Origin of the sequence: Staphylococcus sp. GDY8P198P (assembly GCF_017891615.1) — a bacterium.
Lineage (GTDB): Bacteria > Bacillota > Bacilli > Staphylococcales > Staphylococcaceae > Staphylococcus > Staphylococcus cohnii.
Genome location: NZ_JAESJQ010000007.1, coordinates 287,877 through 313,822, shown reverse-complemented (window position 1 = coordinate 313,822; position 25,946 = coordinate 287,877). Strand labels below are relative to the sequence as shown.

24 protein-coding genes and 2 tRNA genes are annotated in these 25,946 nt (G+C 32.0%); 17 read left to right on the top strand and 9 right to left on the bottom strand.

Annotated features, from left to right (window positions below; translation table 11 throughout):
* Positions 1 to 6: 6 nt before the first annotated feature.
* Positions 7 to 1,845, top strand: a complete 1,839-nt coding sequence (locus KA824_RS08620) for a monovalent cation:proton antiporter family protein (RefSeq protein ID WP_107384685.1) — start codon at positions 7 to 9, stop codon at positions 1,843 to 1,845.
* Positions 1,846 to 2,147: 302 nt separating this feature from the next.
* Positions 2,148 to 2,918, top strand: a complete 771-nt coding sequence (gene fabI, locus KA824_RS08615; protein ID WP_107384686.1) for an enoyl-ACP reductase FabI — start codon at positions 2,148 to 2,150, stop codon at positions 2,916 to 2,918.
* Between the two features lie 96 nt (positions 2,919 to 3,014).
* Here the strand turns inward: fabI and cozEa are convergent, their stop codons facing one another.
* Positions 3,015 to 4,100: a lipoteichoic acid biosynthesis protein CozEa gene (gene cozEa, locus KA824_RS08610; protein WP_107384687.1), complete on the bottom strand. Its 1,086-nt coding sequence runs from the start codon at positions 4,098 to 4,100 to the stop codon at positions 3,015 to 3,017.
* Between the two features lie 338 nt (positions 4,101 to 4,438).
* Here cozEa and KA824_RS08605 point away from each other — a divergent pair, with 338 nt between their 5' ends.
* The 3 genes from KA824_RS08605 (at position 4,439) to KA824_RS08595 (ending at position 7,450) form a co-directional block, all read left to right on the top strand.
* Positions 4,439 to 6,010, top strand: a complete 1,572-nt coding sequence (locus KA824_RS08605) for an alanine/glycine:cation symporter family protein (RefSeq protein WP_181187542.1) — start codon at positions 4,439 to 4,441, stop codon at positions 6,008 to 6,010.
* 98 nt (positions 6,011 to 6,108) lie between these two features.
* Positions 6,109 to 6,855: an esterase family protein gene (locus KA824_RS08600; protein WP_181187541.1), complete on the top strand. Its 747-nt coding sequence runs from the start codon at positions 6,109 to 6,111 to the stop codon at positions 6,853 to 6,855.
* Between the two features lie 85 nt (positions 6,856 to 6,940).
* The gene (locus tag KA824_RS08595; RefSeq protein WP_019469079.1) at positions 6,941 to 7,450 is read left to right on the top strand and encodes a YjcG family protein; all 510 of its coding nucleotides are present in this window, start codon (positions 6,941 to 6,943) and stop codon (positions 7,448 to 7,450) included.
* A gap of 128 nt (positions 7,451 to 7,578) precedes the next feature.
* Here KA824_RS08595 and ltaA read toward each other — a convergent pair whose 3' ends face one another.
* Positions 7,579 to 8,781: a lipoteichoic acid biosynthesis MFS flippase LtaA gene (ltaA, locus tag KA824_RS08590; RefSeq protein ID WP_181187540.1), complete on the bottom strand. Its 1,203-nt coding sequence runs from the start codon at positions 8,779 to 8,781 to the stop codon at positions 7,579 to 7,581.
* Positions 8,759 to 9,934, bottom strand: a complete 1,176-nt coding sequence (locus KA824_RS08585; protein WP_181187539.1) for a diglucosyl diacylglycerol synthase — start codon at positions 9,932 to 9,934, stop codon at positions 8,759 to 8,761. The genes ltaA and KA824_RS08585 overlap by 23 nt, the downstream gene beginning before the upstream one ends.
* A gap of 430 nt (positions 9,935 to 10,364) precedes the next feature.
* Between KA824_RS08585 and KA824_RS08580 the strand changes: the two genes are divergently transcribed.
* From KA824_RS08580 to KA824_RS08550, 7 genes are all read left to right on the top strand, one after another.
* A complete protein-coding gene (locus KA824_RS08580; RefSeq protein WP_107384875.1) occupies positions 10,365 to 11,849 on the top strand; it encodes a UDP-N-acetylmuramoyl-L-alanyl-D-glutamate--L-lysine ligase in 1,485 nt (494 codons plus the stop codon).
* Positions 11,839 to 12,078, top strand: a complete 240-nt coding sequence (locus tag KA824_RS08575; RefSeq protein WP_107384873.1) for a YueH family protein — start codon at positions 11,839 to 11,841, stop codon at positions 12,076 to 12,078. The genes KA824_RS08580 and KA824_RS08575 overlap by 11 nt, the downstream gene beginning before the upstream one ends.
* Before the next feature lie 12 nt (positions 12,079 to 12,090).
* The gene (locus KA824_RS08570) at positions 12,091 to 13,653 is read left to right on the top strand and encodes a peptide chain release factor 3 (RefSeq protein WP_107384872.1); all 1,563 of its coding nucleotides are present in this window, start codon (positions 12,091 to 12,093) and stop codon (positions 13,651 to 13,653) included.
* 364 nt (positions 13,654 to 14,017) lie between these two features.
* Positions 14,018 to 14,815: a TerC family protein gene (locus KA824_RS08565; protein ID WP_107384871.1), complete on the top strand. Its 798-nt coding sequence runs from the start codon at positions 14,018 to 14,020 to the stop codon at positions 14,813 to 14,815.
* Positions 14,816 to 15,004: 189 nt separating this feature from the next.
* On the top strand, positions 15,005 to 16,747 hold the full coding sequence (locus tag KA824_RS08560; protein WP_107384870.1) for a S1C family serine protease: 1,743 nt from the start codon (positions 15,005 to 15,007) through the stop codon (positions 16,745 to 16,747).
* Between the two features lie 18 nt (positions 16,748 to 16,765).
* The gene (locus tag KA824_RS08555) at positions 16,766 to 18,124 is read left to right on the top strand and encodes a TrkH family potassium uptake protein (protein ID WP_181187538.1); all 1,359 of its coding nucleotides are present in this window, start codon (positions 16,766 to 16,768) and stop codon (positions 18,122 to 18,124) included.
* 184 nt (positions 18,125 to 18,308) lie between these two features.
* Positions 18,309 to 19,817 carry a bifunctional metallophosphatase/5'-nucleotidase gene (locus tag KA824_RS08550; RefSeq protein WP_107384868.1) on the top strand — a complete coding sequence of 503 codons (1,509 nt, stop codon included), beginning with the start codon at positions 18,309 to 18,311 and terminating at the stop codon, positions 19,815 to 19,817.
* Between the two features lie 209 nt (positions 19,818 to 20,026).
* On the opposite strand, the gene KA824_RS08545 is transcribed toward KA824_RS08550, so the two are convergent.
* Positions 20,027 to 20,629 carry a CPBP family glutamic-type intramembrane protease gene (locus KA824_RS08545; RefSeq protein ID WP_107384867.1) on the bottom strand — a complete coding sequence of 201 codons (603 nt, stop codon included), beginning with the start codon at positions 20,627 to 20,629 and terminating at the stop codon, positions 20,027 to 20,029.
* Positions 20,630 to 20,634: 5 nt separating this feature from the next.
* Positions 20,635 to 20,820 (bottom strand): YkvS family protein, encoded by a 186-nt coding sequence (locus KA824_RS08540; RefSeq protein ID WP_002508073.1) that lies wholly within the window; start codon positions 20,818 to 20,820, stop codon positions 20,635 to 20,637.
* Between the two features lie 197 nt (positions 20,821 to 21,017).
* On the opposite strand from KA824_RS08540, the gene lplA reads away from it, so the two are divergent.
* Positions 21,018 to 22,007, top strand: coding sequence for a lipoate--protein ligase (gene lplA / locus KA824_RS08535; RefSeq protein ID WP_019469090.1), 990 nt, complete (start codon positions 21,018 to 21,020; stop codon positions 22,005 to 22,007).
* 78 nt (positions 22,008 to 22,085) lie between these two features.
* Here lplA and KA824_RS08530 read toward each other — a convergent pair whose 3' ends face one another.
* A complete protein-coding gene (locus KA824_RS08530) occupies positions 22,086 to 22,304 on the bottom strand; it encodes an IDEAL domain-containing protein (protein ID WP_019469091.1) in 219 nt (72 codons plus the stop codon).
* A 251-nt stretch (positions 22,305 to 22,555) separates the two neighbouring features.
* Here KA824_RS08530 and KA824_RS08525 point away from each other — a divergent pair, with 251 nt between their 5' ends.
* The 3 genes from KA824_RS08525 (at position 22,556) to KA824_RS08515 (ending at position 23,438) form a co-directional block, all read left to right on the top strand.
* On the top strand, positions 22,556 to 23,119 hold the full coding sequence (locus KA824_RS08525) for a competence protein ComK (protein ID WP_107384866.1): 564 nt from the start codon (positions 22,556 to 22,558) through the stop codon (positions 23,117 to 23,119).
* Between the two features lie 153 nt (positions 23,120 to 23,272).
* Positions 23,273 to 23,347: transfer RNA gene (locus KA824_RS08520), tRNA-Asn, on the top strand.
* Between the two features lie 2 nt (positions 23,348 to 23,349).
* A tRNA-Ser gene (locus KA824_RS08515) sits at positions 23,350 to 23,438 on the top strand.
* Between the two features lie 178 nt (positions 23,439 to 23,616).
* Here the strand turns inward: KA824_RS08515 and KA824_RS13015 are convergent.
* Both KA824_RS13015 and KA824_RS08510 read right to left on the bottom strand, forming a co-directional pair.
* Entirely contained in the window at positions 23,617 to 23,706 is a 90-nt protein-coding gene (locus KA824_RS13015) for an SAR1012 family small protein (RefSeq protein WP_019469096.1), read from the bottom strand.
* Between the two features lie 106 nt (positions 23,707 to 23,812).
* Positions 23,813 to 24,025 carry a TM2 domain-containing protein gene (locus tag KA824_RS08510; protein WP_107386261.1) on the bottom strand — a complete coding sequence of 71 codons (213 nt, stop codon included), beginning with the start codon at positions 24,023 to 24,025 and terminating at the stop codon, positions 23,813 to 23,815.
* Between the two features lie 176 nt (positions 24,026 to 24,201).
* On the opposite strand from KA824_RS08510, the gene KA824_RS08505 reads away from it, so the two are divergent.
* Entirely contained in the window at positions 24,202 to 24,753 is a 552-nt protein-coding gene (locus KA824_RS08505; protein WP_107384701.1) for a GNAT family N-acetyltransferase, read from the top strand.
* Positions 24,754 to 24,841: 88 nt separating this feature from the next.
* On the opposite strand, the gene KA824_RS08500 is transcribed toward KA824_RS08505, so the two are convergent.
* On the bottom strand, positions 24,842 to 25,780 hold the full coding sequence (locus KA824_RS08500) for a 1,4-dihydroxy-2-naphthoate polyprenyltransferase (protein ID WP_107384700.1): 939 nt from the start codon (positions 25,778 to 25,780) through the stop codon (positions 24,842 to 24,844).
* Positions 25,781 to 25,946 lie beyond the last annotated feature (166 nt).

Below are 25,946 nucleotides of genomic sequence, written 5' to 3'. Positions count from 1 at the left end.
GGTTACATGGAATTTTTATCACTTGTTGTCGTTGTAATGGCAGCATTCCTTACACCGATACTAATCAATAGATTACGAATTACATTCTTACCTGTTGTTGTAGCAGAAATACTAATGGGTATTCTCATAGGACACTCTTTTTTAAACATAGTAGAGCGTGATGCTATGTTAAATATTTTGTCTACATTAGGTTTTATCTTCTTAATGTTTTTAAGTGGTTTAGAAATTGATTTTAAAGCATTTAAAAAAGATAAAGGATCGTCTGGAGATAAGGATAAAAGTAAAGAACCAGGCCACCTGCAATTAGCACTTACTGTATTTTTATTTATTATGATAATTTCAATTGTATTTGCTTATGCATTTAAGTGGTTTGGCTTAATTGATGATGTCTTATTAATGATTATTATCATTTCTACGATTTCATTAGGTGTTGTTGTACCGACACTAAAAGAAATGAATATTATGCGTACTACAATCGGACAATTCATATTATTAGTAGCAGTATTAGCTGACTTAGTGACAATGATATTGTTAACTGCATATGGCACACTACATGCTTCTGGTGGTGCATCACTATGGTTAATAGGCAGTTTAGTAGTATTTGCGCTTGTTTTTTATTTCTTAGGTGGCATATTTAAGAAAGCACAATTTTTACAGAAATTGATGGATGGTACCACACAGATAGGTATACGTGCTGTATTTGCATTAATCATTATGCTGGTTGCCTTAGCAGAAGGCGTTGGTGCAGAAAATATTCTAGGCGCTTTCCTAGCAGGTGTGATTGTTTCTTTATTAGGCCCAGATGAGGATATGGTGGAGAAATTAGATTCTTTTGGTTATGGTTTCTTTATACCAATATTCTTTATCATGGTTGGTGTAGATTTAAATATACCAATGTTAATAAAAGAACCTTCGTTACTACTTATTATTCCATTTTTAATACTCGCATTTGTAGTATCTAAATTAATACCAGTGTTTTACGTACGTCGATGGTTTGATATGAAAACGACAATATCTTCAGCATTCCTGTTAACATCTACTTTATCATTGGTCATTGCTTCTGCAAAAATTGCTGAAAAACTTGGAACAATATCATCGGAAATATCAGGTATTTTAATTTTAAGTGCAGTCATTACATGTGTCTTTGTACCTATCATATTTAAAAAAATGTTCCCAATGCCAGATGAGGCTACAAGACAAATTGAAGTGAGTTTAATAGGAAAAAATCAATTAACCATTCCTATTGCTCAGAATTTAACATCACAACTTTACCAAGTTTCACTTTATTATAGAAATGATTTAAGTGATAAACGTAAATTATCAGATGCGATTTCGATGATTGAAATTGCAGATTACGAAGAACCGTTATTAGATCGTCTAGGTTTATTTGAAAGAGATATCGTTGTTTGTTCTACAAATGATGATGATATTAATAGAAAAGTGGCGCTAATGGCTAAAAGACATGGTGTTAATCGAGTTATTTGTAGATTAGAGGCGAGTACGGGTGATGAAGGTCTACAAAGTGAAGGCATTGAAGTATTTAGTGGTTTTATGAGTAATAAAATACTCTTGAAAGGTTTAATAGAAACGCCCAATATGCTAAATCTTTTAAGTAATGTGGAAACATCGTTGTATGAAATTGCAATGTTAAATCATAAATATGATCAAATTCAATTACGTAATTTCCCGTTTGACGGTGATATTATATTTGTGAGAATCATTCGAAATAATGAATCAATCGTACCTCATGGTGATACACAATTACGCTATAAAGACCGTGTTATTGTAACGGGTTCTAAAGAATATGTTGATGAATTAAAACGTGAATTAGAGTTTTATTATTAACATCCATGTCTGGGATATGATTTATGTCTCAGACTGATGTAGGAATAGGCAGTAAATGAATTTCTGAAAGCTATTTTGAGTTGTTAATATTTATTTAATGAGTGAAGTATTGGTAAGCATTTTAACTTTGTAACCTATAAAAAATGATAAATTCGTATATAGAATGTAATATGAATTGTTTAAACAATGAAACCAATGTTAAAATAAAGTTTGTTAGAATTGGCATCGAGCAAAGTGATAGGAATACGATTATAACTTCTCGAACCAGTTTAAAATGAAAATTTAAAAAAGGAGTTATTTTCATGTTAAATTTAGAAAATAAAACATTCGTCATTATGGGTATTGCTAATAAACGTAGTATCGGTTTTGGTGTGGCTAAAGTATTAGACAAATTAGGTGCAAATTTAGTTTTTACATATCGTAAAGATCGTAGTAAAAAAGAAATGGAAAAACTTGTAGAACAATTAGATCAACAAACAATTAGAATGTATCAAATAGATGTACAAAAAGACGAAGATGTTATCAATGGTTTCGCAAAAATTGGAGAAGAAGTAGGTAACATTGACGGTGTTTATCATTCGATTGCTTTTGCTAATATGGAAGATTTAAGAGGCCGTTTTTCAGATACATCTCGTGATGGTTTCTTATTGGCACAAGATATTAGTTCATATTCATTGACAATTGTTGCTAGAGAAGCAAAAAAAATTATGCCTGAAGGTGGTAGTATCGTTGCTACAACTTATTTAGGTGGCGAATATGCTGTACAAAACTACAATGTAATGGGCGTAGCTAAAGCTAGTTTAGAAGCAAATGTACGTTATTTAGCATTAGATTTAGGTGAAGATAATATCCGTGTCAATGCGATTTCAGCTGGTCCAATTCGCACACTAAGCGCTAAAGGTGTTGGTGGTTTTAACACAATCATGAAAGAAATTGAAGAACGTGCGCCATTAAAACGTAATGTAGACCAAGAAGAAGTAGGTAAAACTGCAGCGTACTTATTAAGTGATTTATCAAGTGGTGTTACAGGCGAAAATATCCATGTAGATAGTGGTTATCACATCGTTAAATAATTTATGACTTAAAACATAATTGAAGATTTATATATTAAAAAAGACTATTCGTTTCAACGACAGAAACGAATAGTCTTTTTGTTTTATAACGTTATTTTATTCCTTGACATCACTATTTGCTTTAGCAATGATATCTTGTCTATATCGAAAGACATTTCTGACAACTGTTTTAATTACAGCATATAATGGAACGGCTATTAAGATTAAACCGAAACCACCAAGGTTACCTGCAGCTAATATCACTACTATAATTGTTAAAGGATGAATATTAAGTGATTTACCCATTACGTTCGGTGTGATTACATTGCCTTCCAATTGTTGTGCAATCAGCGTGATAATACATACCCATATAAATGTTGAAGGGCTTTGAATAATCGCAATGACTGCAGCAGGTGCAAATGCCATCCAAGGACCTAAGAACGGTATCATATTTGCAACACAAGCAAACATAACGAGCAATAGTGTGTAGTTAAGCCCTACAATTGAATAACCAATGTATAAGATTATTCCAAGAATGATACTTACTGTTACTTGGCCTTGAATATAAGATTTAACAGTTTCATTTAAATCTTTTAATAATTCTACAGTAAAAACTTTTCTATCTCCTTTAAACAATCTTGCAATGAAAGGGATGAAACGCTCGTGATCTTTTAACATATAGATTAAAAAGAACGGAACCATTATCAATAAGAAAAGCGTTGAAATAAATGATGTTAAGTATCCTAAAGAGTTAGATAAAATATCAGCAGTACTGTCGCTAATAGATTGTACCATTTTATTAATTCTATCAGTTACATCATTCGGCAATCTTTCCATTTGATCTAGTGCAAAATTGATGATGTTCTGCACTTCATGTTGTAATGCAGGTATTTGATGTACTAAGTTTTCAATTTGTTCTGCAATTAACGGAGCTAACACACCAATAACGATACTAATAATAATAATTAAGCCTATGAAGATTATAGTAATGCTGCCCCAACGTGGCACATGATTTTTTTCAAGTATTTTTTGAAAAGGCAAACAAATATAAAATAAAAAGCCACTTAATAATAATGGCAACAATACTGATTGAAGGATAATAATAAATGGTGTGAAAATACTATGTACTTCCATAATCAGTTTGATTAGTAAAAACAGGATTAATAAAGCGATACCTGTTCTAAACCATACTTTGTTAAGCATAGAACGGTTCCTCCTATAAAACTTTATTTTAATTTATAATTCAGTATATCTTAAAAAAAGATAGAACAAAAGATAAATTTGTGAAACTTTGTACTTAATGTGCATGTGAAGATTGATTACAATTTCAGAGTGATAACAAAGGGGAAACAGTAATGCGTAGTGCATTATAAGATAATATAAATATTAAATACATTAATGTTATTTATGCAAAAAATTCATAGCGAAATATATATTTTGTGAAAATAATAACTTATATAATGCGTTGCGCGGAACATAACATATGTGTATAATATTAAAAAATATCATTTTCTTTAATGGTATAACAAGGGGGATACGTTATGATAGAAGGTTTTTTAACTTGGCTCTATGACATAGTATGGAGCAAACCATTAGTTTATGGTTTGTTAATCACTGGTATATTATTTTCACTATTTATGAAATTTTTCCAAGTAAGACACTTTAAAGAAATGATTCGACTTATGTTTCAAGGGGAAAAGTCACCAACAGGTATTTCAAGTTTTCAAGCAATCGCATTATCGTTAGCAGGTCGTGTGGGTACTGGTAATATTGTAGGGGTATCAACAGCGATATTTATTGGTGGACCGGGAGCCGTATTTTGGATGTGGGCAACAGCATTTTTAGGAGCGAGTAGTGCATTTATAGAATCGACATTAGGTCAGATATATAAACGTGAAGAAAAGGGACAATATAGAGGTGGACCAGCATTTTATATTGAATATGGTATAAAGGGGAAACTGGGTAAAATATATGGCTTGATCTTTGCAATCGTCACTGTGATTTCAGTCGGATTGTTATTACCAGGTGTTCAATCAAATGCTATTTCTAGTTCTATGAAAAATGCATTTCAATTAAATCCATGGATTGTAGCCATATTTTTAGCAATTATTATCGGCTTAATCATTTTTGGGGGAATAAAATGGATTGCTAATGCAGCGACTGCAGTTGTACCATTTATGGCAGTATTATATATTTTAATTGCGGTCATTATTATCATACTCAATATTGAAGCGGTTCCTTCTTTATTTGCATTAATTTTCAAATCCGCATTTGGTATGGAAGCTGCTTTTGGTGGGATAGTAGGTGCAATGATTGAAATAGGTGTCAAAAGAGGTCTTTATTCAAATGAGGCTGGACAAGGTACAGGACCACATGCAGCTGCGGCAGCAGAGGTATCACACCCAGCAAAACAAGGTTTAGTGCAAGCGTTTTCAGTTTACGTTGATACTTTGTTTGTTTGTACTGCAACAGCATTAATCATCTTGCTTTCTGGTACATATAATGTAACGGATGGCGGTAACACACCAAGTGATAAAGCAAGTTTAATTAAAGATAATGGTATCTTTGTTGAAATGTCAAATGGAGATAAAGATTATTCTGGAACCGCAATGTACGCACAAGCAGGTATAGACAAAGCATTACAAGGTGGAAGTTATCATTTTGATCCATCGTTCTCTGGATTTGGATCTTATTTTATAGCAATTGCTTTGTTTTTCTTTGCCTTTACTACTATATTGGCTTATTACTATATTGCAGAAACCAATATTGCATACTTAACAAGAAACGCAAATTATAGGACTTCCTTTATATTTATCAATATAACGCGAATTGTATTAATTCTTGCCACCGTTTATGGCGCAGTGAAAACGGCAGATATTGCATGGCTAATGGGAGATTTAGGTGTAGGTATGATGGCCTGGCTTAATATCATTGCAATTTGGCTATTACACAAACCAGCTATAAGCGCATTGAAAGATTATGAATTGCAGAAAAAACGTTTAGGATCGGGTAAAAAAGCTATTTATAAACCAGACCCTGAAAAAGTACCTAATGCTGTATTTTGGCTGGAAGATTATCCTGAACGTCTAAAAAAAGAGGATATTAACGACTAAAAATAATATGTTACTTAGACAAATAAAAAGCGAGTTATTTTAAAATATTGCGTCTCTTGATACAATGTCATTAAGACTACGAGGGGGCGCATTATTTTATGGACAATTTACAAGCAGGGCGAATTAATAAGATTAATTTTTCTAGTGACATATTAGATAGAGATATTACACTATCTATTTATTTACCTAAAGATTTTACAGAACTATTTAAATACAAAGTCGTCTTTTGTTTTGATGGTTTAGACTTTTTTAGCTTTGGCAGAATACACAGAACATATGAAAAATTATGGGAAGCAAATGAAGTAGAAAGAGCAATATTTGTAGGTTTTCATTATGAAGATGTTGAAAAAAGAAGAGCAGAATTTCATCCCCAAGGAGAAAAAACAGCTTTAACTGTAAAATGTATGGCGAATGAAATTTTACCGTTTATAGATGCTCAATTCCCAACGTATAAAGTAGGCAATGGCAGAGTTATTTTAGGTGACAGCTTAGCTGGAAGTGCAGCTTTGATTACTGCATTATCTTATCCGAGAATTTTTAGCCAAGTGGGACTATTGAGTCCTCAACATGATGAAGTGATACAAACATTAATCGAACGATGTCAATTTCAAGAACAATTGACAATATGGCATACTGTTGGATTAGAAGAAAAAAACTTTGCTTTACCAACGACAGGTAAGCAAGCGGATTTTTTAACACCTAATCGCCAGCTTAAATCGATTATCGAACATAGTGATATAACTTATCATTATGCAGAGTTTGATGGTGGTCATAGATGGAAATCTTGGAAACATTTATTAGAAGATTTATTAAAATATTTTTTATCAGATAATATTTCTTTTTAATTATCTGTAGGAAATTTAGTTAAAAGTAACGAATTTTTGTGAAATTTGATATAATGTAGTTATGTTAAACAAAGGAGGAATTTAAATGATTTTAGGATTAGCATTAATTCCGTCAAAAGCGTTTCAAGATGAAGTAAATGCATACCGTAAACGTTATGATGCTCACTATGCAACGATAATGCCACACATTACGATTAAAGAGCATTTTAAAATAAACGAAGGTGATCTTGACGCTGTCAAAGAGACAATCAAATCAAGAATCGAGGGGATACCACCTATTGAAGTACACGCGACAAAGGCTTCAAACTTTGCGCCAATTACAAATGTAATTTATTTTAAAGTTGCCAAAACAGACAATTTAGAAAAATTATTTAATCAATTCAATAGTGGTGATTTTTATGGTCGTCCTGAACATCCATTTGTACCACATTTTACAATTGCACAAGGTTTAACTAGTCAAGAATTCGAAGACATTTTTGGTCAATTGAACTTAGCGGGTATTGACTATAAAGAAGCAATTGAGCAACTTTCTTTAGTTTATTACGATGAAAGTGCGGAAAAATGGAAAGTCTTAGAGAATTTTAATTTTGCATAATTTTTTTATATAAAGTTATCATTTCAATCAATGATAATATTGAAACTTTAAAAGAGTCGCTATCATTTTAGAATTTATCTAAAAACTTGATAGCGACTCTTTTGTATATTGAACATTACTAAATATAGTTAAGTGTGTGTGTGTTGTTGTTTATTTTTAACAAAATAAATACCATAAAATATTGCTAAAAATAAAAATACTAATGCTGAAAAATAAAAAGTATTATTAACAGATTTAGAGAATTCTGTGATTAAACCACCTACGAGTGGACCAATCATAGAGCCGAAACCTTGTACACTATTGAACACGCCCCAAGTCTCTTCTTGTTCATCCATGTGTATATGACTTGCCATAAAAGTATTCCATGCAGGTAACAAGATGCCGTACATTAGGCCGATAAATAATGCCAAGCCCCAAACTAATTTAATATCCGTAATAATAGATAACGCAAATATCATTAAAGTATATAAAACAAATCCACTAAAAATGATACCATACATAAATAATGTACCATTGTTGTCTATAATTTTAGATAAAAACAACATAGAAATAGCACAACCTATGCCACCAATGATAATTGCAATCGTATATTCAACTGTTGAAACGCCCACGACTTTCGTTGCATATGTAGGTAATATCGGTACTAAGGCAGTAATGGAAGCACCTTGTAATAAAATACCTGGAAACAGAATTAAATGGCGTTTAGTCACATTTACAATTTGACCTAACTGTTGTTTTACAGGTCTTGTATTATAATTAGTCAGTCTTATTTTAACGAAATAGTATAGAATCCATGCAATCAGTACAACTAATGACATCATAAAAGCGAAACGTGTTGGATGGAATTTAAAGATTAAGTTCATTCCAACCATTCCAACTAATAAACCTAGTAACCATGAGAAATAAACATAACCCATTTGTTTACCACGATTATTTTCATCAACACTTGCAAGCATAATGACCCAAATAGGACTCACGGCGATACCTAGCAATATTGCACTTGTGATTAGCACGATAGGTGATGTAGGAAACCAAATGACTAAAAACAAACTACCAAACGCTAATAAAAATCCAAGTGTCAAAACAAGCTTTGTACCTAAGCGTTTAAGTAAAAAACCTATGACAAAGTTGGTTGTTGCATCAGCAATAAAGTGAATAGAAATAGCGATAGATGTAACACCTACCGCAATAGAAGTTGCCGTTGGAAGTAATGCTAAATAACTCAACACATACATACCTCTAGCAAACTCCATTAAAAATAAAATAATCAACATAATAATAAAATTTGTACTTGAATTGTAGTTAGTATTATTTAACGAAGAGCTTTGCATATAAAGGAACCTTTCCATAAACTTCTTCATAACGTGTTGAATGGTCTAGAAGATCTAATAAATCTTTGCATAATTTATATGTTGAATATGGAATGCGTGATTCACTCATTGCTTTAGACATTTCTACTAGTGAAGTTGGATGATTTGTTAATGATGCTACTTGTTGAATAGCTTCATCAGGTGAATAAGCGATAGTGCCGTAACCTTTTTCTTCAAAATAAAGCGCGTTTTCTAACTCTTGACCAGGTGCAGGATCTAAGAAAATCATTGGAATTTGTCGGGTTAGTGCTTCAGAAATCGTGATGCCACCTGGCTTTGTAATCATCAACTGACTTGATGCCATCCATTCATTCATCTGTTTTGTATAACCTAAGATAAGTACGTTATCATAATTTTTAAATTGGCTAGATAATGTGCGTTTCAACTCTTTATTTTTACCACAAACCATGACTACTTGTGATTGTGGACTTTTAGTCAAAATATCACTAATCATTTGACCGAATCCTTTTGAAACGCCAAAAGCACCTGCGGACATAAGTATTGTAGGTTTATCTGGATTCAAATTATTTTGATGTAACCATGAAGATTGGTCAATATCTTGTTCGAATTTATCAGAAATTGGAATGCCAGTAACCTTTAATTGATGTCTTGGGATCCCTATTTCAGCAAATTCATCTTTTAATTCCTCAGTTGCCAAGTAATACCTTTGAGAATGTGGTGTAACCCAATTCTTTTGTAATCTATAATCTGTCATAACTGTGGCAATTGGGATATTCATATCAAATTGCTCAGTTAATACAGACATTACTGGCGTAGGGAAGGTCAACAATATTAAATCTGGTTTTTCTTTTAGTAATAAATTAATTAATTTATTTAATCCATAATATTTATAGAAACATTTGTCTATTTGGTCAGGTTTACTATAGTAAAAAGATTTGTACATATTTCTGAAATACTTAAAACTATTGATATACCACTTTTTACATATAGAAGTCAGAATTGGGTGAGCTTCTAAAAATAAATCATGTTCAATGACAGTTAAATTGTCTAGATTCATTTCATTGAATTGGTTTACTACGCTTTGAGTAACCTGTAAATGTCCATTACCAAAAGAACCAGTAATAATCAATATTTTTTTGTTACGAGTAACCATTTTGAGTCACCCTCCAATAGTATAAATTTAGCTCATGCTAAGTTTAACGCATTTTATTGTCATGCGAAAGAAAAAACATAATTATTAGAGATTATATCATTTTACAAACGCATAGAAAATGATTCATACTTATTTTTTAAAATTATATCACGCTAAATTTAGATTGTTCTATATGTATACCATACCACGCTTTCTATTAAAATAAGCGACCTTAAAAGAAACTAAACAAATAAAAAAGAAAATCTACACAATTAATTACATATGATTAACAAACTGAATCTAGTTTATGCTCATGATAGTTATAAAATTTTTTAAATGAAAACGAAAAATATATAATAGTAGAGAAAGAAATAATTAGCAATATTAGTTTCTATAAAATCAACTGAAAATGTGTATAATAGAAGTATTGGAAATAAAGGAGCGGTTAATGTTGAATGCAAATGAGTTGTTTAAAAAAATAAGAGTTAAACAAGTGATAGGTACATTAGATATGAATGTTAATGATATAACAACAGACTCGCGTACTGCTAAAGAAGGAAGTATATTTGTTGCTTCTAAAGGTTATACAGTCGATAGTCATAAATTTTGTCAAGATGTTGTAAATCAAGGCTGTAAAGTCATTGTAGTAAATCATGAACAATTGTTGAAAGGTGATGTAACACAAGTTATCGTTCCTGACACGTTGCGCGTTGCCAGTTTACTCGTAAATGTATTATTTAATTATCCAAGTAAACAACTAACTACATATGGTGTTACTGGAACCAATGGTAAAACATCTATAGCGACAATGATACACCATATATATAGAAAATTAGATAAAGGTAGTGCTTATTTAGGTACTAATGGTTTCCAAATTAATGAGGAAAAATCTAAAGGTACAAACACAACACCTGAAACAGTCGCGCTAACTAAAAAAATTCATGAAGCTGTAGAAAAGCAAGCACAGGCCATGACTTTAGAAGTATCAAGTCATGGTTTATCATTAGGACGTTTAAGTGGCGTTAATTTTGATGTGGCGGTATTTTCAAATTTAACGCAAGATCATTTAGACTTTCATGGCACAATGGAAGCTTATGGTCATGCTAAATCATTATTATTCAGCCAGTTAGGTGAAGATTTATCAAAAGAAAAATATGTTGTTTTAAATCAAGATGATAGATTTTCAGAATATTTAGCTTCAGTTACACCTTATGAAGTCTTTACCTATGGCATTAATGAACGTGCACAATTTATGGCTGAAAATATTAATGAGTCATTACAAGGCGTAACGTTTGATTTTAATACACCTGAAGGTACATTTCCTGTAAAATCACCTTATGTAGGCATCTTCAACGTTTCTAATATTATGGCTGCAATGATAGCTGTTTGGGCAAAAGGTGCTACGTTAGAAGAAATTATTCAAGCCGTAGAAAACTTAGAACCTGTTGAAGGTCGACTTGAAGTTTTAGACCCCCAATTGCCAATTAATCTAATTATTGATTATGCACATACAGCAGATGGTATGGATAAACTTATAGATGCTGTGAAACCTTTTGCAAAACAAAAATTAATTTTCTTGTGCGGTATGGCTGGAGAAAGAGATATGGGCAAAACACCTGAAATGGGGCGCGTTGCTTGTAGAGCGGATTACGTTATTTTTACACCAGACAACCCAGCAAATGATGATCCTAAAAAATTAACAAGCGAACTTGCTAAGGGCGCAACACATAATAATTATATAGAATTTGAAGACCGTGCAGAGGGGATTCGTCATGCTATTGAAATTGCTAATCCTGGCGATACAGTTGTCTTAGCTTCTAAGGGACGTGAACCTTACCAAATTATGCCTGGTCATGTAAAAGTACCACATAGAGATGATTTAATCGGTTTAGAAGCAGCTTATAAAAAGTTTGGCGGTGGCCCTATTGGAAATTAGGCTTATCAGTCTGAATGATGTAAAAGTCCGTAGTTATATTTATAAAAATGATAACGATGAAGTCTTGCTTTTGGCAATACCAGACTTAAATTGGTCATTAGAAATTGATACTTCGTTAAATGATGATGATATCAAGGAGGAACTTGTGATACACTTGTTTACGTTACTTGATGAGTCAACAGCAGTACAAATTGCTGATGATATTGGTCAATCGATATTTGAGAATTAAAGGAGAGAACAAATGAGTATAAAGGAAGAAGTAGAATCCAGAAAAACTTTTGCGATTATTTCCCATCCTGATGCTGGTAAAACCACATTAACTGAAAAGTTACTATTATTTGGTGGTGCAATTAGAGAAGCAGGGACTGTAAAAGGTAAAAAAAGTGGTAAATTTGCGACAAGTGACTGGATGAAAGTTGAACAAGAACGTGGTATCTCAGTTACAAGTTCAGTGATGCAATTTGATTATGATCATTACAAAATTAACATTTTAGATACACCTGGACATGAAGATTTTTCTGAAGACACATATAGAACATTAATGGCCGTAGACAGCGCTGTAATGGTTATAGATTGTGCAAAAGGTATTGAACCGCAAACTTTAAAATTATTTAAAGTTTGTAAAATGAGAGGCATTCCTATTTTCACATTTATCAATAAATTAGATAGAGTAGGTAAAGAACCGTTTGAATTATTGGATGAAATCGAGTCTACATTGGAAATCGAAACATATCCTATGAATTGGCCAGTGGGTATGGGACAAAATTTCTTTGGTATCATTGATCGAGATACACATACGATTGAGCCTTTTAGAGACGAACAAAATGTGCTTCATTTAAATGATGATTATGAATTGGAAGAAGATCATAAAATTAAAAATGATAGCGCCTTTACACAAGCAATCGAAGAATTAATGTTGGTAGAAGAAGCGGGAGAAACATTTGATAATGAAGCTTTGAGAAAAGGTGATTTAACACCAGTGTTCTTTGGATCAGCGCTAGCAAACTTTGGTGTACAAAATTTCTTGAATGCTTATGTTGACCATGCACCTATGCCAAGTGCTCGACAAACGAAAGAAGATATTGAAGTTACACCATATGATACAGATTTTTCAGGCTTTATTTTCAAAATTCAAGCGAATATGGACCCCAAACACAGAGATAGAATTGCATTTATGAGGGTTGTTAGTGGCGCTTTCGAACGAGGTATGGATGTTACGTTACAAAGAACTAAAAAGAAACAAAAAATAACACGTTCAACTTCATTTATGGCTGATGACAAAGAAACTGTTAATCATGCAGTCGCTGGAGATATTATAGGCTTGTATGACACGGGTAATTACCAAATTGGAGATACATTAGTAGGTGGAAACCAAAAATTCAGTTTCCAAGAATTACCACAGTTTACACCAGAATTATTTATGAAAGTTTCTGCGAAAAACGTCATGAAACAGAAACATTTCCATAAAGGGATTGAGCAGTTAGTTCAAGAAGGTGCCATTCAATACTATAAAGCATTGCATACTAATCAAATTCTTATTGGTGCAGTTGGTCAACTACAATTTGAAGTTTTTGAACATCGACTTAAAAATGAATATAATGTTGATGTCATCATGGAATCAGTTGGTCCAAAAATTGCAAGATGGATTGAAAATGAAGAAGATATTAAAGATAAAATGAGTTCTTCTCGTTCTATATTAGTTAAAGATGTTTATGATAATTACGTTTTCTTATTTGAAAATGAATTTGCAACGAGATGGTTTGAAGAAAAATTTCCAGAAATTAAATTATACAGTTTGTTATAACATGATTAATTGTGTATAATACTATATTATTAATAGAATACCTATGACTTTGTAGTCGGAGGGGAGTAACTCAACTGTTTTTAAAGAGATATATGAGATAGTAATATCATTATAAAATATCTGTTTTATATATCTTTTTAACATAGTCATTTTGTCGTCATTACGAAACGTTAAATGTTTCCGGTAAAATGGGCAGGAAAACACTGTCGAGTGAGACCTTTGCTTATAAATGTTACAAACATACAAATTATATAAGACCGAAAGTTTAATTTACTTTAGTGAGTGTATATGATTAAAATGTGTGTAGCATTTACTTAGCTTAGGTCTCTATTTTTATGTAAAAAAACTAAAGGAGTTGTCCTAAATGGATCCGAGTTTGATTTTACCTTATTTATGGGTTCTAGTAGTACTGGTATTTTTAGAAGGTTTATTAGCAGCAGATAATGCTGTTGTTATGGCAGTTATGGTTAAACATTTGCCTCCTGAACAACGTAAAAAAGCATTGTTCTATGGACTGTTAGGTGCATTTATTTTCCGTTTTATTTCTTTATTCTTAATAAGCATTATCGCACATTTTTGGTGGATTCAAGCGCTAGGCGCAATTTACTTATTATACATGTCGATCAAAAATCTCATATCATTCTTTAAAGAAAAAGACCATCAAAAAGAGGATGGTACTGATGATCATCATTATGATGAATCGGGCGAGGAAATACATGCAAGTCCTAAAGCATTTTGGGGCACAGTATTAAAAGTAGAATTTGCTGATATAGCATTTGCGATTGATTCCATGTTAGCTGCTCTTGCTATTGCAGTAACTTTACCTACTGTTGGTATACACTTTGGTGGTATGGACCTTGGACAATTTGCAGTCATGTTCCTAGGCGGTATGCTAGGTGTGATCATCATGCGTTTTGCAGCCACTTGGTTTGTAAATCTATTGAACAAATATCCTGGTTTAGAAGGCGCTGCATTTGCGATTGTAGGTTGGGTAGGTATTAAATTAGTAATCATGGTGCTAGCACACCCTGATATTAAAATATTACCAGAACATTTCCCACACAGTGTATTATGGCAATCAATTTTCTGGACGGTTATGATTGCACTTGTAATTATCGGTTGGTTAACATCTGTTAAAAATAATAAAAAAGAACATAAATAATATATGTAAGCCTGAGTCATAAAATCTATGACTCAGGCTTTTTTGTTCTATATGTGATAAAGTTAGAATTTTTTACTAAAAGAGACTATAATCTGTAGTATGCTAACTTTATATGACAAAATAAAGCAGAAAAATTATATATGTTATGTCATAATAGAATTGTAATTAAAAGGAATAGGGGGGCTTACTGTGACGCAAAATAAAAAACATGTCATCCCAAAAGTAAAGTATGGACGTAAACGACGTGAATACTTTCATAACGAGGAACGGGAACAACGTGTGCAACAAGAACGTAAAGCTAGAAAACAGCGTGAAGAAAAAGCTGAAATACTTGCTAAAAATAATGAAGAACGTGTGAAAGAAAATTTAAGAAAAGCACGTATTGAAAAGCTAACACAAGAAGAAATTCAGCAACAACAAGCAATTGCTGCAGCGCGGAATTCCAAACATACGCAAGAAGACACACAGCACAATGAAACAACTTCAGCAAATAATATCAATCAATCGTATAATGAAAACGATGATATGGTGGAGGAAGAAAATAAAATAGATTCAAAATCAGTACACACTGAGAGCGAGACTCAAAATAACAGTACATCGTCAAATGAAGAACATGTCCCACCTAAAAAAGAACAAGAACAGAATTTTTATTCAGAAAATGCGCAACAATCAAGAGTTGATTATTATTTGAATAATGATGAGCAAACTTCACAACAAAAAAGTTCTAGGGAATATTCGAATTCTAATACTGAAACTAAGCACCAAAATACGACTAACACACTTGATAAAGTTAAGGCTTTCTTTATTGAACATTGGGCCAAAATTCTAATTGTTGTGGCAGTTATTGTTTTACTGACACTCATACAAGCTATATTCAAAAATGTTGATGAAAATGGCACTTCAAATGATCATGTTTTTCATGATAATCAAAATAAAGATAAGACTTATACAACAACAATGAAAAGTGCGAACAGTGCAATTCATTCCGTAGTAACTGTTGAAAATGATACGAGTGATGATAGAACTTCTGCTGAAAAAGAGACACAAGAAGCAGGTAAAGAAAATGAATTAGGTTCAGGTGTCGTCTACAAAAAAGTGGGCGACTCTATTTTTATTATGACCAACGCACATGTGGTTGGAGATAAAAAAGAGCAAAAGATTACATATGGTAATGATGACTATTCTATTGGAAAAGTTATTGGAACGGATAAATATTCAGATATCGCTGTTGTTAAGGCTAAAGTAAAATCAGATAGTAAAGTGAAACCGATTAAAATAGGTGATTCCAGTACTTTAGTACTAGGTGAACCAATCATAGTAGTAGGAAATCCTTTAGGTGTAGACTTTAAAGGAAGTATATCTGATGGTATTATTTCAGGTTTGAATAGACACATACCAGTAGATATCAATAAAGATGATCAATATGATGTATTAATGAGCGCTTTTCAAATAGATGCACCTGTAAATCCAGGTAACTCAGGTGGTGCAGTTATCGATAGAAATAGTAAGTTAGTAGGTATAGCATCACTAAAAATAGATATGGATAATGTTGAGGGTATCGCCTTTGCTATACCAGTCAATGACGCTGAAGATATTGCCAAGCAGTTAGAAGCTAAAGGTGAAGTCAAATATCCTAACACTGGCGTAAAGATTGCTAATATTGGAGATATTGATGAGGCTACAAAGCAATCTATTAATTTACCAGAAGACGTTAAAAAAGGCGTATTTATAGGTGAAGTTAAAAAAGATTCATTAGGTGAAAAATCTGGGTTGCAAAAAAATGATGTCATAGTAGAATTAGATGGTAAAGAATTAGAAGATAATCTTAGATACAGACAAATTATTTTTAATCATAAAGATGATTTAAAAACATTACCAGCTAAAATCTATAGAGATGGTAAAGAAAAGGATATTAAGATTAAACTGAAGTAACGTTGAGGTGAAGAAACGTTGTCCATTTTCAACCAATTGTTAAAAAAATCAAGTCCTCAACAAGGGATTGTAATGTATTATATCGTGGCTATTATTGTGGCATTTTTAATGCTGAACTTGCCCTTTGTTCATAAGTCCAATGTGTCTGTAGATCCAATTGATTCATTGTTTGTTGCAGTGTCTGGTGTCAGCGTAACAGGACTAACGCCAGTTAATATTATTGATACTTACACAACCTTTGGTCAAGTTATAATCATGCTGATACTTAATTTGGGCGGGATTGGTGTTATGGCCATCGGAACCATGTTATGGGTTGTCTTAGGTAAGCATATCGGTATGCGCGAACGTCAATTGATTATGCTAGATAATAATAAACATACGATGAGTGGCACTGTGAAATTGATTCTAGATATTGTTCGAACAATCATCATTATAGAACTTGTTGGTGCATCACTATTAGCATTTTATTTTTATAGAGATACCCCGGATATACAATATGCAATCATGCAAGGATTATTTGTATCGGTATCGGCGACGACAAATGGTGGACTTGATATAACAGGACAGTCACTTATACCTTATGCAAATGATTATTTTGTACAAACAATCGTTATGTTTTTAATTATGTTAGGTTCAATTGGTTTTCCTGTATTAATAGAAGTGAAGGCATATATAAAAAATCGAATTCCTAATTTTAGATTTTCATTATTTGCAAAAATTACAACGGTAACATATTTTGGTTTGTTTATTTTTGGTGTGATAATTATTCTATTATTTGAACATAACCAAGCTTTTCAAAATATAAGTTGGCATAAATCGTTATTTTATGCATTGTTTCAATCAGCAACCACTAGAAGTGCGGGACTTCAAACTATTGATGTAAGCGGATTTGGTGAAGGTACGAATATCGTTATGGGTATACTAATGTTTATAGGTTCATCTCCAAGTTCAGTAGGTGGTGGTATTAGAACAACGACCTTTGCTATTTTAATATTATTCCTTTTAAACTTTAGTAACCAACCTGAGAAAACATCTATCAAAGCATTTAATCGTGAGATTCACATTACTGATGTTCAACGTTCATTTGCTGTATTTATCATGGCCAGTATATTAACTTTTACGAGCATGATTTTTATACTAGTTGTTGAAAATGGGAAGGTATCATTTTTACAAGCATTTTTCGAAGTCATGTCAGCATTTGGAACATGTGGATTATCGTTGGGTATTACAGGTGATGTGAATGATATGAGTAAAGGCGTCTTGATGTTATTGATGCTCATTGGCCGTGTTGGCTTAATCAGTTTTATCATTATGATTGGTGGACGTAGAGAACCAGATAAATTCCATTATCCTAAAGAACGCGTTCAAATTGGTTGATTGTCAAAAGTAAATCTGAACTTAATAATTTGTGAGACCATGGCGCCAGTATATCTAACAAATGATGTACTGGTGCTTTTAATTTTTAAATAAAGGGAACATATATAGCGAATCATATATGTTCATAATTATTTCAAGCTATTTTAGAAACGTGTTAGACTATGATTAATGAGGGGAGAGGCAAATGAAAAAAAGTGAAAAGATCGCAATAGACATTATTACTACTTCTGATATGCATAGTTATTTTCAAAGTGGTGAAAATAATTCAAATATTTATAGAGCAGGCTCTTATGTTAAAAGTATTAGAGAAACAAATGATCACGTTATTCTATTAGATAGTGGTGGTAGTTTAGCAGGTTCGTTAGCAGCTTTTTATTATGCAGTTGTAGCACCGTATAAGCGTCATCCAATGATAAAATTAATGAATGCCATGCAATACGATGCAAGTGGTATTAGTCCTAATGAATTTAAATTTGGACTGTCATTCTTTTCGAGGGCTGTATCATTGTCGAGGTTCCCATGGTTATCCGCAAATATTGAATATAAACGTACGAAAGAACCATATTTTTCTACACCATATACAATTAAAGAAATTGAAGGTGTGAAAATCGCAATTGTGGGTTTAACTTCAGATGGTTTAATGGAGCGTGAACATTTTGAAATGGAAAATGATGTACGGATTGAAAAAACATTGCGCTCTTCTAAACGCTGGATTCGATTTATCCACGAAAGTGAAATGCCTGACTTTTTAATTGTTATATACCATGGTGGGCTTAATCAACTAAATAAAACATCAAATGAACGTGAACAAAATGTTAATGAAGCGGAAAAAATAATGCAAACCTTAGGCGTTATTGATTTATTAATCACTGGTCATCAACATCAAACATTCATTGGTAGAGATGATCAAACGCTTTATGTGCAAGCTGGACAAAATGCTGAACAACTTATTCATGTGAAAATTAACTTTAAAAAGCGTACAAATTCATATGAATTAGAAAATGTCAATTCTAAAATCGTAGATCTAAATCATTATCCAGAAGACCAAGCATTATTAGATTTGACTTTTTATGATAGAAAAACAGTTTGTAATTGGAGTGAAGAAAGCATAAACGAAAATGTTCTATCAGCTGAGGTAAATGGTTTGAGTGATGTTATTACAAAACCACATCCATTTACACAGTTATTGCATGATAGTATTCGGTTAGCCTATGATTATGATATATCGTGTGTGCACTTACCAACGAGTGGCGAAGAAGGGCTCAGAGGCATCATTACAAATGAAGATTTATTCAATGCTTATCCTCATCCAGATGTTCCTGTTGATTTAACCATGAAAGGTCAACAAATTCACGATATTTTAGAATATTGCTATTCACATATAGAATTTAGTGACGGCGCATTGAGTTTAACAATTGTAGATGAAACCTTATGTACGTTTTGGCAAGGTGTTCATTACACCATTGATATGAATGCTGAACCTTATCACCGTGTAACATTAGAAAATATTAAATTGGATCACATGTATCGTGTAAGCATGACTGATTACTGCTATAGAAACTACAAGCAATATTTAGAAAATGCTGTTATACATGAAACTGGAGAAATTACAATGGTAGAATTAATTTCTAGAAATTTAAAAGATAAGGATTACCATATCGAACAAAAACAAACATTTAACGTTATTATATGATATGACACATAAAGTTTGATTGTCATCATTAGCTATAAAAAATGTCACGAAACCAAAGAAAACGCCAATTTCTATATTATTTCAATAGAAGTTGGCGTTTATTTTCGTGCAGAGATTATTTATGGCTAATCTCTTTTAAAATTCGGATAAAGGGGTTAATATCTCAACCCTTTTTCACATCATTCATAAGCCTGAGTTTCCGTTTCAATTTAACCGTGGAAAATTAATAGAATAACAACTGCAACAATTTGTGCTATTACAGTCGTAGCAATTCTGCGCGTATAATAATAGCTTAATGAAAGTACAATTTGAACGATAAACACAAAGAAAACAATCCACATTTTATCTAGATAGAAAAATAAAGAAGCAGAACAAATTGCTGTTATTAATACGCTTAACCACATGGGAATGTTTAATTTGAGTAGTTCTTTTTGCAATACAGTTCTCATATAGAGTTCATGACATGGTATTACAAATAATAATGTAACTAACATTTGCCATTTAAAATATACGCCTGTTCGCGTTAACTCTTTAATCAGTGCTGTATACTGAATATCTGATGAGATAACCGCTAAAATAAGCTGTACAATAATGAGCACGATACCAGTAATAATACCTATCCCTAGAGATGTTAATAGTCTTTTTGACTCAATATCTCTTTGGTAAAAGATATAACTGATACCTGCGATGAGCATGATACCAGTATAAAGGTACCAGTATTCTTGCTTTTCACCCCACATTATATATAAAATAATGTGAAATACGATAAAACTTACAATAAACCAGATTAAAGCGTTTGAAATTCTATTCATATAAACTATCCTTCTTGTTCGACGATTGTATATCGCTTGTGATTGATGACAGTTTTTTCAGGCAGGTCTAGATCATTGAAGTTTTCCATAATTGTTAAATCTACAATTACAGAGTTATCATTAATTTTTTCTACGCGGCCTTTTAAACCGTCATAAAATTCCACTATATTTCCGACTTCTGCAACAGTCATATTGAATCCTCCCTAGAAATGCTAACTAGATAGTATTATACAAAAAAACTACAGACAAATAAACAAATAACCTTTAAATATACAGTTATCATTCTTTTTTTAGAAAAATTAGTATAAATCAGTTAAATGATTGGCTTTTTTAACAAAAATATTGCATAAATAAGGTAAGGGCAATAAAAGGAAAAGGAGTGCAGTAAATGAAATTTATTAGTAATAATGATATTACCGATCCAACTTTAAATTTGGCAATGGAAGAATATGTTTTAAAACACATGCCGAATGACGATAGTTATTTTCTATTTTATGTCAATCGTCCTTCAATTATTATTGGTAAAAACCAGAATACGATTGAAGAAGTTAATCAACCTTATATTGATGAACATGGTATAGATGTAGTCAGACGTATTTCTGGTGGCGGTGCCGTGTACCATGATACAGGTAACCTTAATTTTAGTTTTATAACGGATGATGATGGTAATAGTTTTCACAATTTTAAAAAGTTCACTGAACCTATTGTAGAAGCATTGAAATCACTTGGCTTAGATGCTGAAATGAGTGGTCGTAACGATATTCAAGTCGGTAAAGCCAAGATTTCAGGCAATGCGATGGTCAAAGTAAAAGACAGAATGTTTAGCCATGGAACTTTAATGCTAAATAGTGAATTAAATGAAGTTCAAAATGCTTTGCGTGTGAACCCTGCAAAAATCAAATCAAAAGGCATTAAATCTGTGAGAAGTAGGGTGGCAAACATCTCAGAATTTTTAACTGAACCATTAGATATTGATACTTTTAAAGAAATTATTTTAAAAACAATATTTGGTGAGGCGACACAAGTTGAAGAATATAAACTTTCAGACGAGGATTGGGCCAACATAGAGCAATTGAGTAATGAAAAATATCGAACTTGGGAATGGAATTACGGTAGAAATCCTAAATATAATTTTGAACGAGAAGAAAAATTTGAAAAAGGTTTTGTTCAAATTAAATTGGATGTTAAAAAGGGAAGAATTGAACATGCTAAAATTTTCGGTGACTTCTTTGGCGTAGGAGACGTTACTGAATTAGAACATGCATTGGAAGGTACATTGCATGACTTTGATAGTATAGAAGAAGCTTTAGCAGATTATGATATTTATCATTACTTTGGAGATATTGATAGATATGAGTTAATCAGGTTAATGTCTTAAATAAACTATATAAAAGGTCTATTCGCTAACTATAATTAATTAGTGAATAGACCTTATTTTAAATAAATTATGACTAAATTAACCAACGAGATATGCCTCCAAATTTTTGTATTCTTCTGTATAACGTTTGAAATCATTCTCGTTTTTATTTTTAAGCGCATGATCGATGAGATTTTCTAGTTGTTGTTTACGTACATTCCTTAATGATTCATCAATAATTAATTCAATACCTAAGTCATTAATTGTAGATACAAAAGACTCTAAAGTATTGTATTTTACATGTGTATTATGTTTCATTGTCAACACAACCCCTCTATCTATATTTAAAATATATTATACAAGGTTTTGATTTTTAAATCAACGAATATTCTGACTTTTCCGAAAAAATAAGTGTAAAACGAAACTTTCAATAATTAAAAAATAGAAAAAGATTCGCAACTAAAATTTAATTGTAGAATATATAGAAATTATTTTATAATATAAGTTGATTTTAAAATGATGATATTATATTATTTGAGTATCACCAAAACTGCAAGGAGGTTACAACTATGATACAACCGTATATTATTAAAAAAGGTGATATGACATTACAACCGTGCCATTTGCCTGTTGGCCAATATGAAGGTACACGAGTACTAAGATATAAAGAAGACGAAAGTACGATAAAAGAACGCACCCACAAAATCATTGATCGTTCTTGTAGATTTTATGGTAGTAGCTATGTTTTTAAAAAAGAGGACACAATTCGTATTACAGGCATTAGTAGCAAGCCCCCAATTTTATTTACTCCATTATTTCCCACTTATTTTTTCCCGACACATTCTGATAGAAAAACACAAAATACATGGATCAATATCCATTATGTTCAAAGTATTAGATCACTAAAAGATAAAAAATGTAGAGTGAACTTTGTTGATAATCAATCTATCGTTGTGAATATCTCAGCTCATAGCATGCAACATCAATATTTAAATGGCATTTATTATTATTATATGATGGATAGAGCAGCAAGAGTTGCCACTTTTGATCCAGAGTCTCCCATAGATTACACAAAACCTCAATTAAATATATATGAAGCACTCGCTAAATATTCTTTATTTGAAAGTAAATAGTAAAGTTTATTAAAAATATTAATGTAAAAGTAGAATATGCGGAATATTATATTAATTTAGTGTAAATGTTCTGCATATTTTTTTGTGATATGACTTGAAAATTTGTTATTAATTGATATAATAATATTTGTGCTTGATTAGAGATACTATTTATCCACAGTAGCTCAGTGGTAGAGCTATCGGCTGTTAACCGATCGGTCGTAGGTTCGAGTCCTACCTGTGGAGCCATTGGAAACGTACTCAAGTTGGCTGAAGAGGCGCCCCTGCTAAGGGTGTAGGTCGCGAGAGCGGCGCGAGGGTTCGAATCCCTCCGTTTCCGTAAAAACATAAGAGTATATCCAAATGAATATTTTGGATACAAGAAGGACGTTGATATATCAGCGTTCTTTTTATTTTGTTAAAAATAAATAAAAGCCAATCTTATTATGCATAAGTCCCACTAACTCATTTAATTGAGATAGTGGGACTTTAATTTTCTTATATTTTATGTGCAAACTTTATTTTGTTTTTTTACTAATTAAATTTCTAATTCCTCTTACAATATAACCGACAATCAGTGTTCTAAAAACACGTTTTATAATATTCATAAACTTTTACCTCCTCATCGAAACTCATACATGCTTCATACATACCTTTACCCATTTATTATCAGAGTAATGAAAATATATGAAATTTTTATGCGGTAGTTTAAAACTATTTTTCGAAAGTGATGAGCCCGTTTTCATCTGCTTTGTTAAAGAAAATTGTTAAGATACCACTAATGATAGCAATAATATAGGGAATACCAGTCCAGAAAAATATTAAGTGAATAATGCCTTTTAGTAATTGGTTTGAGTAAAATTTGTGGATGCCACACCATCCTAAAAGAAATGCAAGCACGACGTAAATGACTTTGTTTACTTTCATGTGTATAATGTCCTTTCGTTATCTAGATTCTTATTTTAATTATCTCTTAAATAGTGGAATTGAACAAACAAAACAATGTTACAAAATTTGAGTTATAAAGTTGTTATTACATCGAAATTTTAATTTGATTCATATATAATAGAATTAATAATTGCTATAAATAAAGGAGAAATAAAATGATTAGAAAAGCTAAACCTAGTGACAAAAAAGATATTGCAGAATTATGTTATCTCATTTGGAGTCAATTAGACATCGATATGGTAAAAGAAGTCGAAAAGTTTCGTTTGTTAAAAATAATGGAACAAAGTATGGTAGATGTAAAATATAGAGGGCATATTAGTAATGTATGGGTGTATGAAATTGATGGCAATGTAGCAGGATGTTTAATTGCATATCCAGGCAATAAGGAATTAGAACTGGAACAAGCGTGGCTAGACATGGATTTAGAAGCAGATATAAAATCCTATGGTACACCTATGCCTATGAAAGAGGCTAATGATGATGAATGGTATATTGAAACTGTAGCAACATTTCCTCATTACCGTGGGAATGGTGTAGCAACGAAATTGATCAAACATGTCATTGCGAACTACCCAGATGAAAAATGGAGTTTAAATTGTGATATAGATAATCTTACAGCATTACGCGTCTATGAAAAATTAGGTTTTGAAATTACGAGCGAATTTGATTTATATGGTCATATGCATTACCACTTAGTACATATTTAGCGTATATTTGTTAAAAATAAAAATCGTTCATCAAATGAATGAAGAACGATTTTGTATATATAAGCATAAAGCTTAAAATTAGTTGTTATTAAATACCACCTAATAGGGCACTTATATAGATACCTAATGCATAAAGGAAACCAAAGAAAGTATTAGTTTTTCCTGTAGCAGCCATTGCAGGCATCATTGTTTCAGGTGTGTCGTTCTTTTTAAATCTTCTAACTGCTTTGATTGGCATTGGGAATGACAATAAGGCTAGCAAGAAGAAAATTGAACCACCAGGTTTAAAGAAAGTGATGTAGATAACGAGTAAATAAGCAACGATATACATCAATGCTAAAAAGCGTACAGCATTATTTTTTCCTAATAAAATGGGTAATGTTTTTCGACCGCTTGCCTTATCTTTTGCCCAATCTCTGATATTATTGCCCATATTGATAAGTCCAATTGTAATTACGATTGGAATACTAATCCATACTGCTAAACTTTGTAAATTACCAGTTTGGATAAAGAAAGCAATTAAAATAATGATCATGCCCATAAAAATTCCGGAGAATAGTTCACCAAAAGGCGTCCAAGAAATAGGGAATGGTCCACCCGTATATAAGTAACCTACGGCCATGCATACTAACCCAATCGGTAGTAACCAGAATGAACTTTGGGAAGCGATAAATATGCCTAATATTGCTGCGATAATATAGAACGTTATGGCTAAGTTCATGACTAATTTTGGACTCATGCCATTACGCACAATTGCGCCACCGATACCTACTGAAGTATGGTCATCTAAACCTTTTTTAAAATCATAGTATTCGTTAAACATGTTAGTAGCTGCTTGGATAAGTAAACAAGCGACTAACATAGCTACGAATAAGCTAAGCTTTAGATGATCTTCACTACCTAGGAGGAATATTTTTGCAGTTGCAGTACCTACTAAAACTGGAACTACTGCAGCAGTCAAAGTGTGTGGCCGCATTAGATGCCAGTATTTTCTGACTGTTGAATATTGTTGGTATTGAGATGCCATAATAATTTACCTCGAATTCTTTTAATATAATTAATTTTTATCAAATTAATTTTAATAGAAGAAGTTATAAAGGTCAACTTACGTAAAAAATGTCTACATGAAATAAGCTGAAAAACGTACACAGATTGTGAAAAGTGGTACAATATTATAATGAGTGTAAACAGAT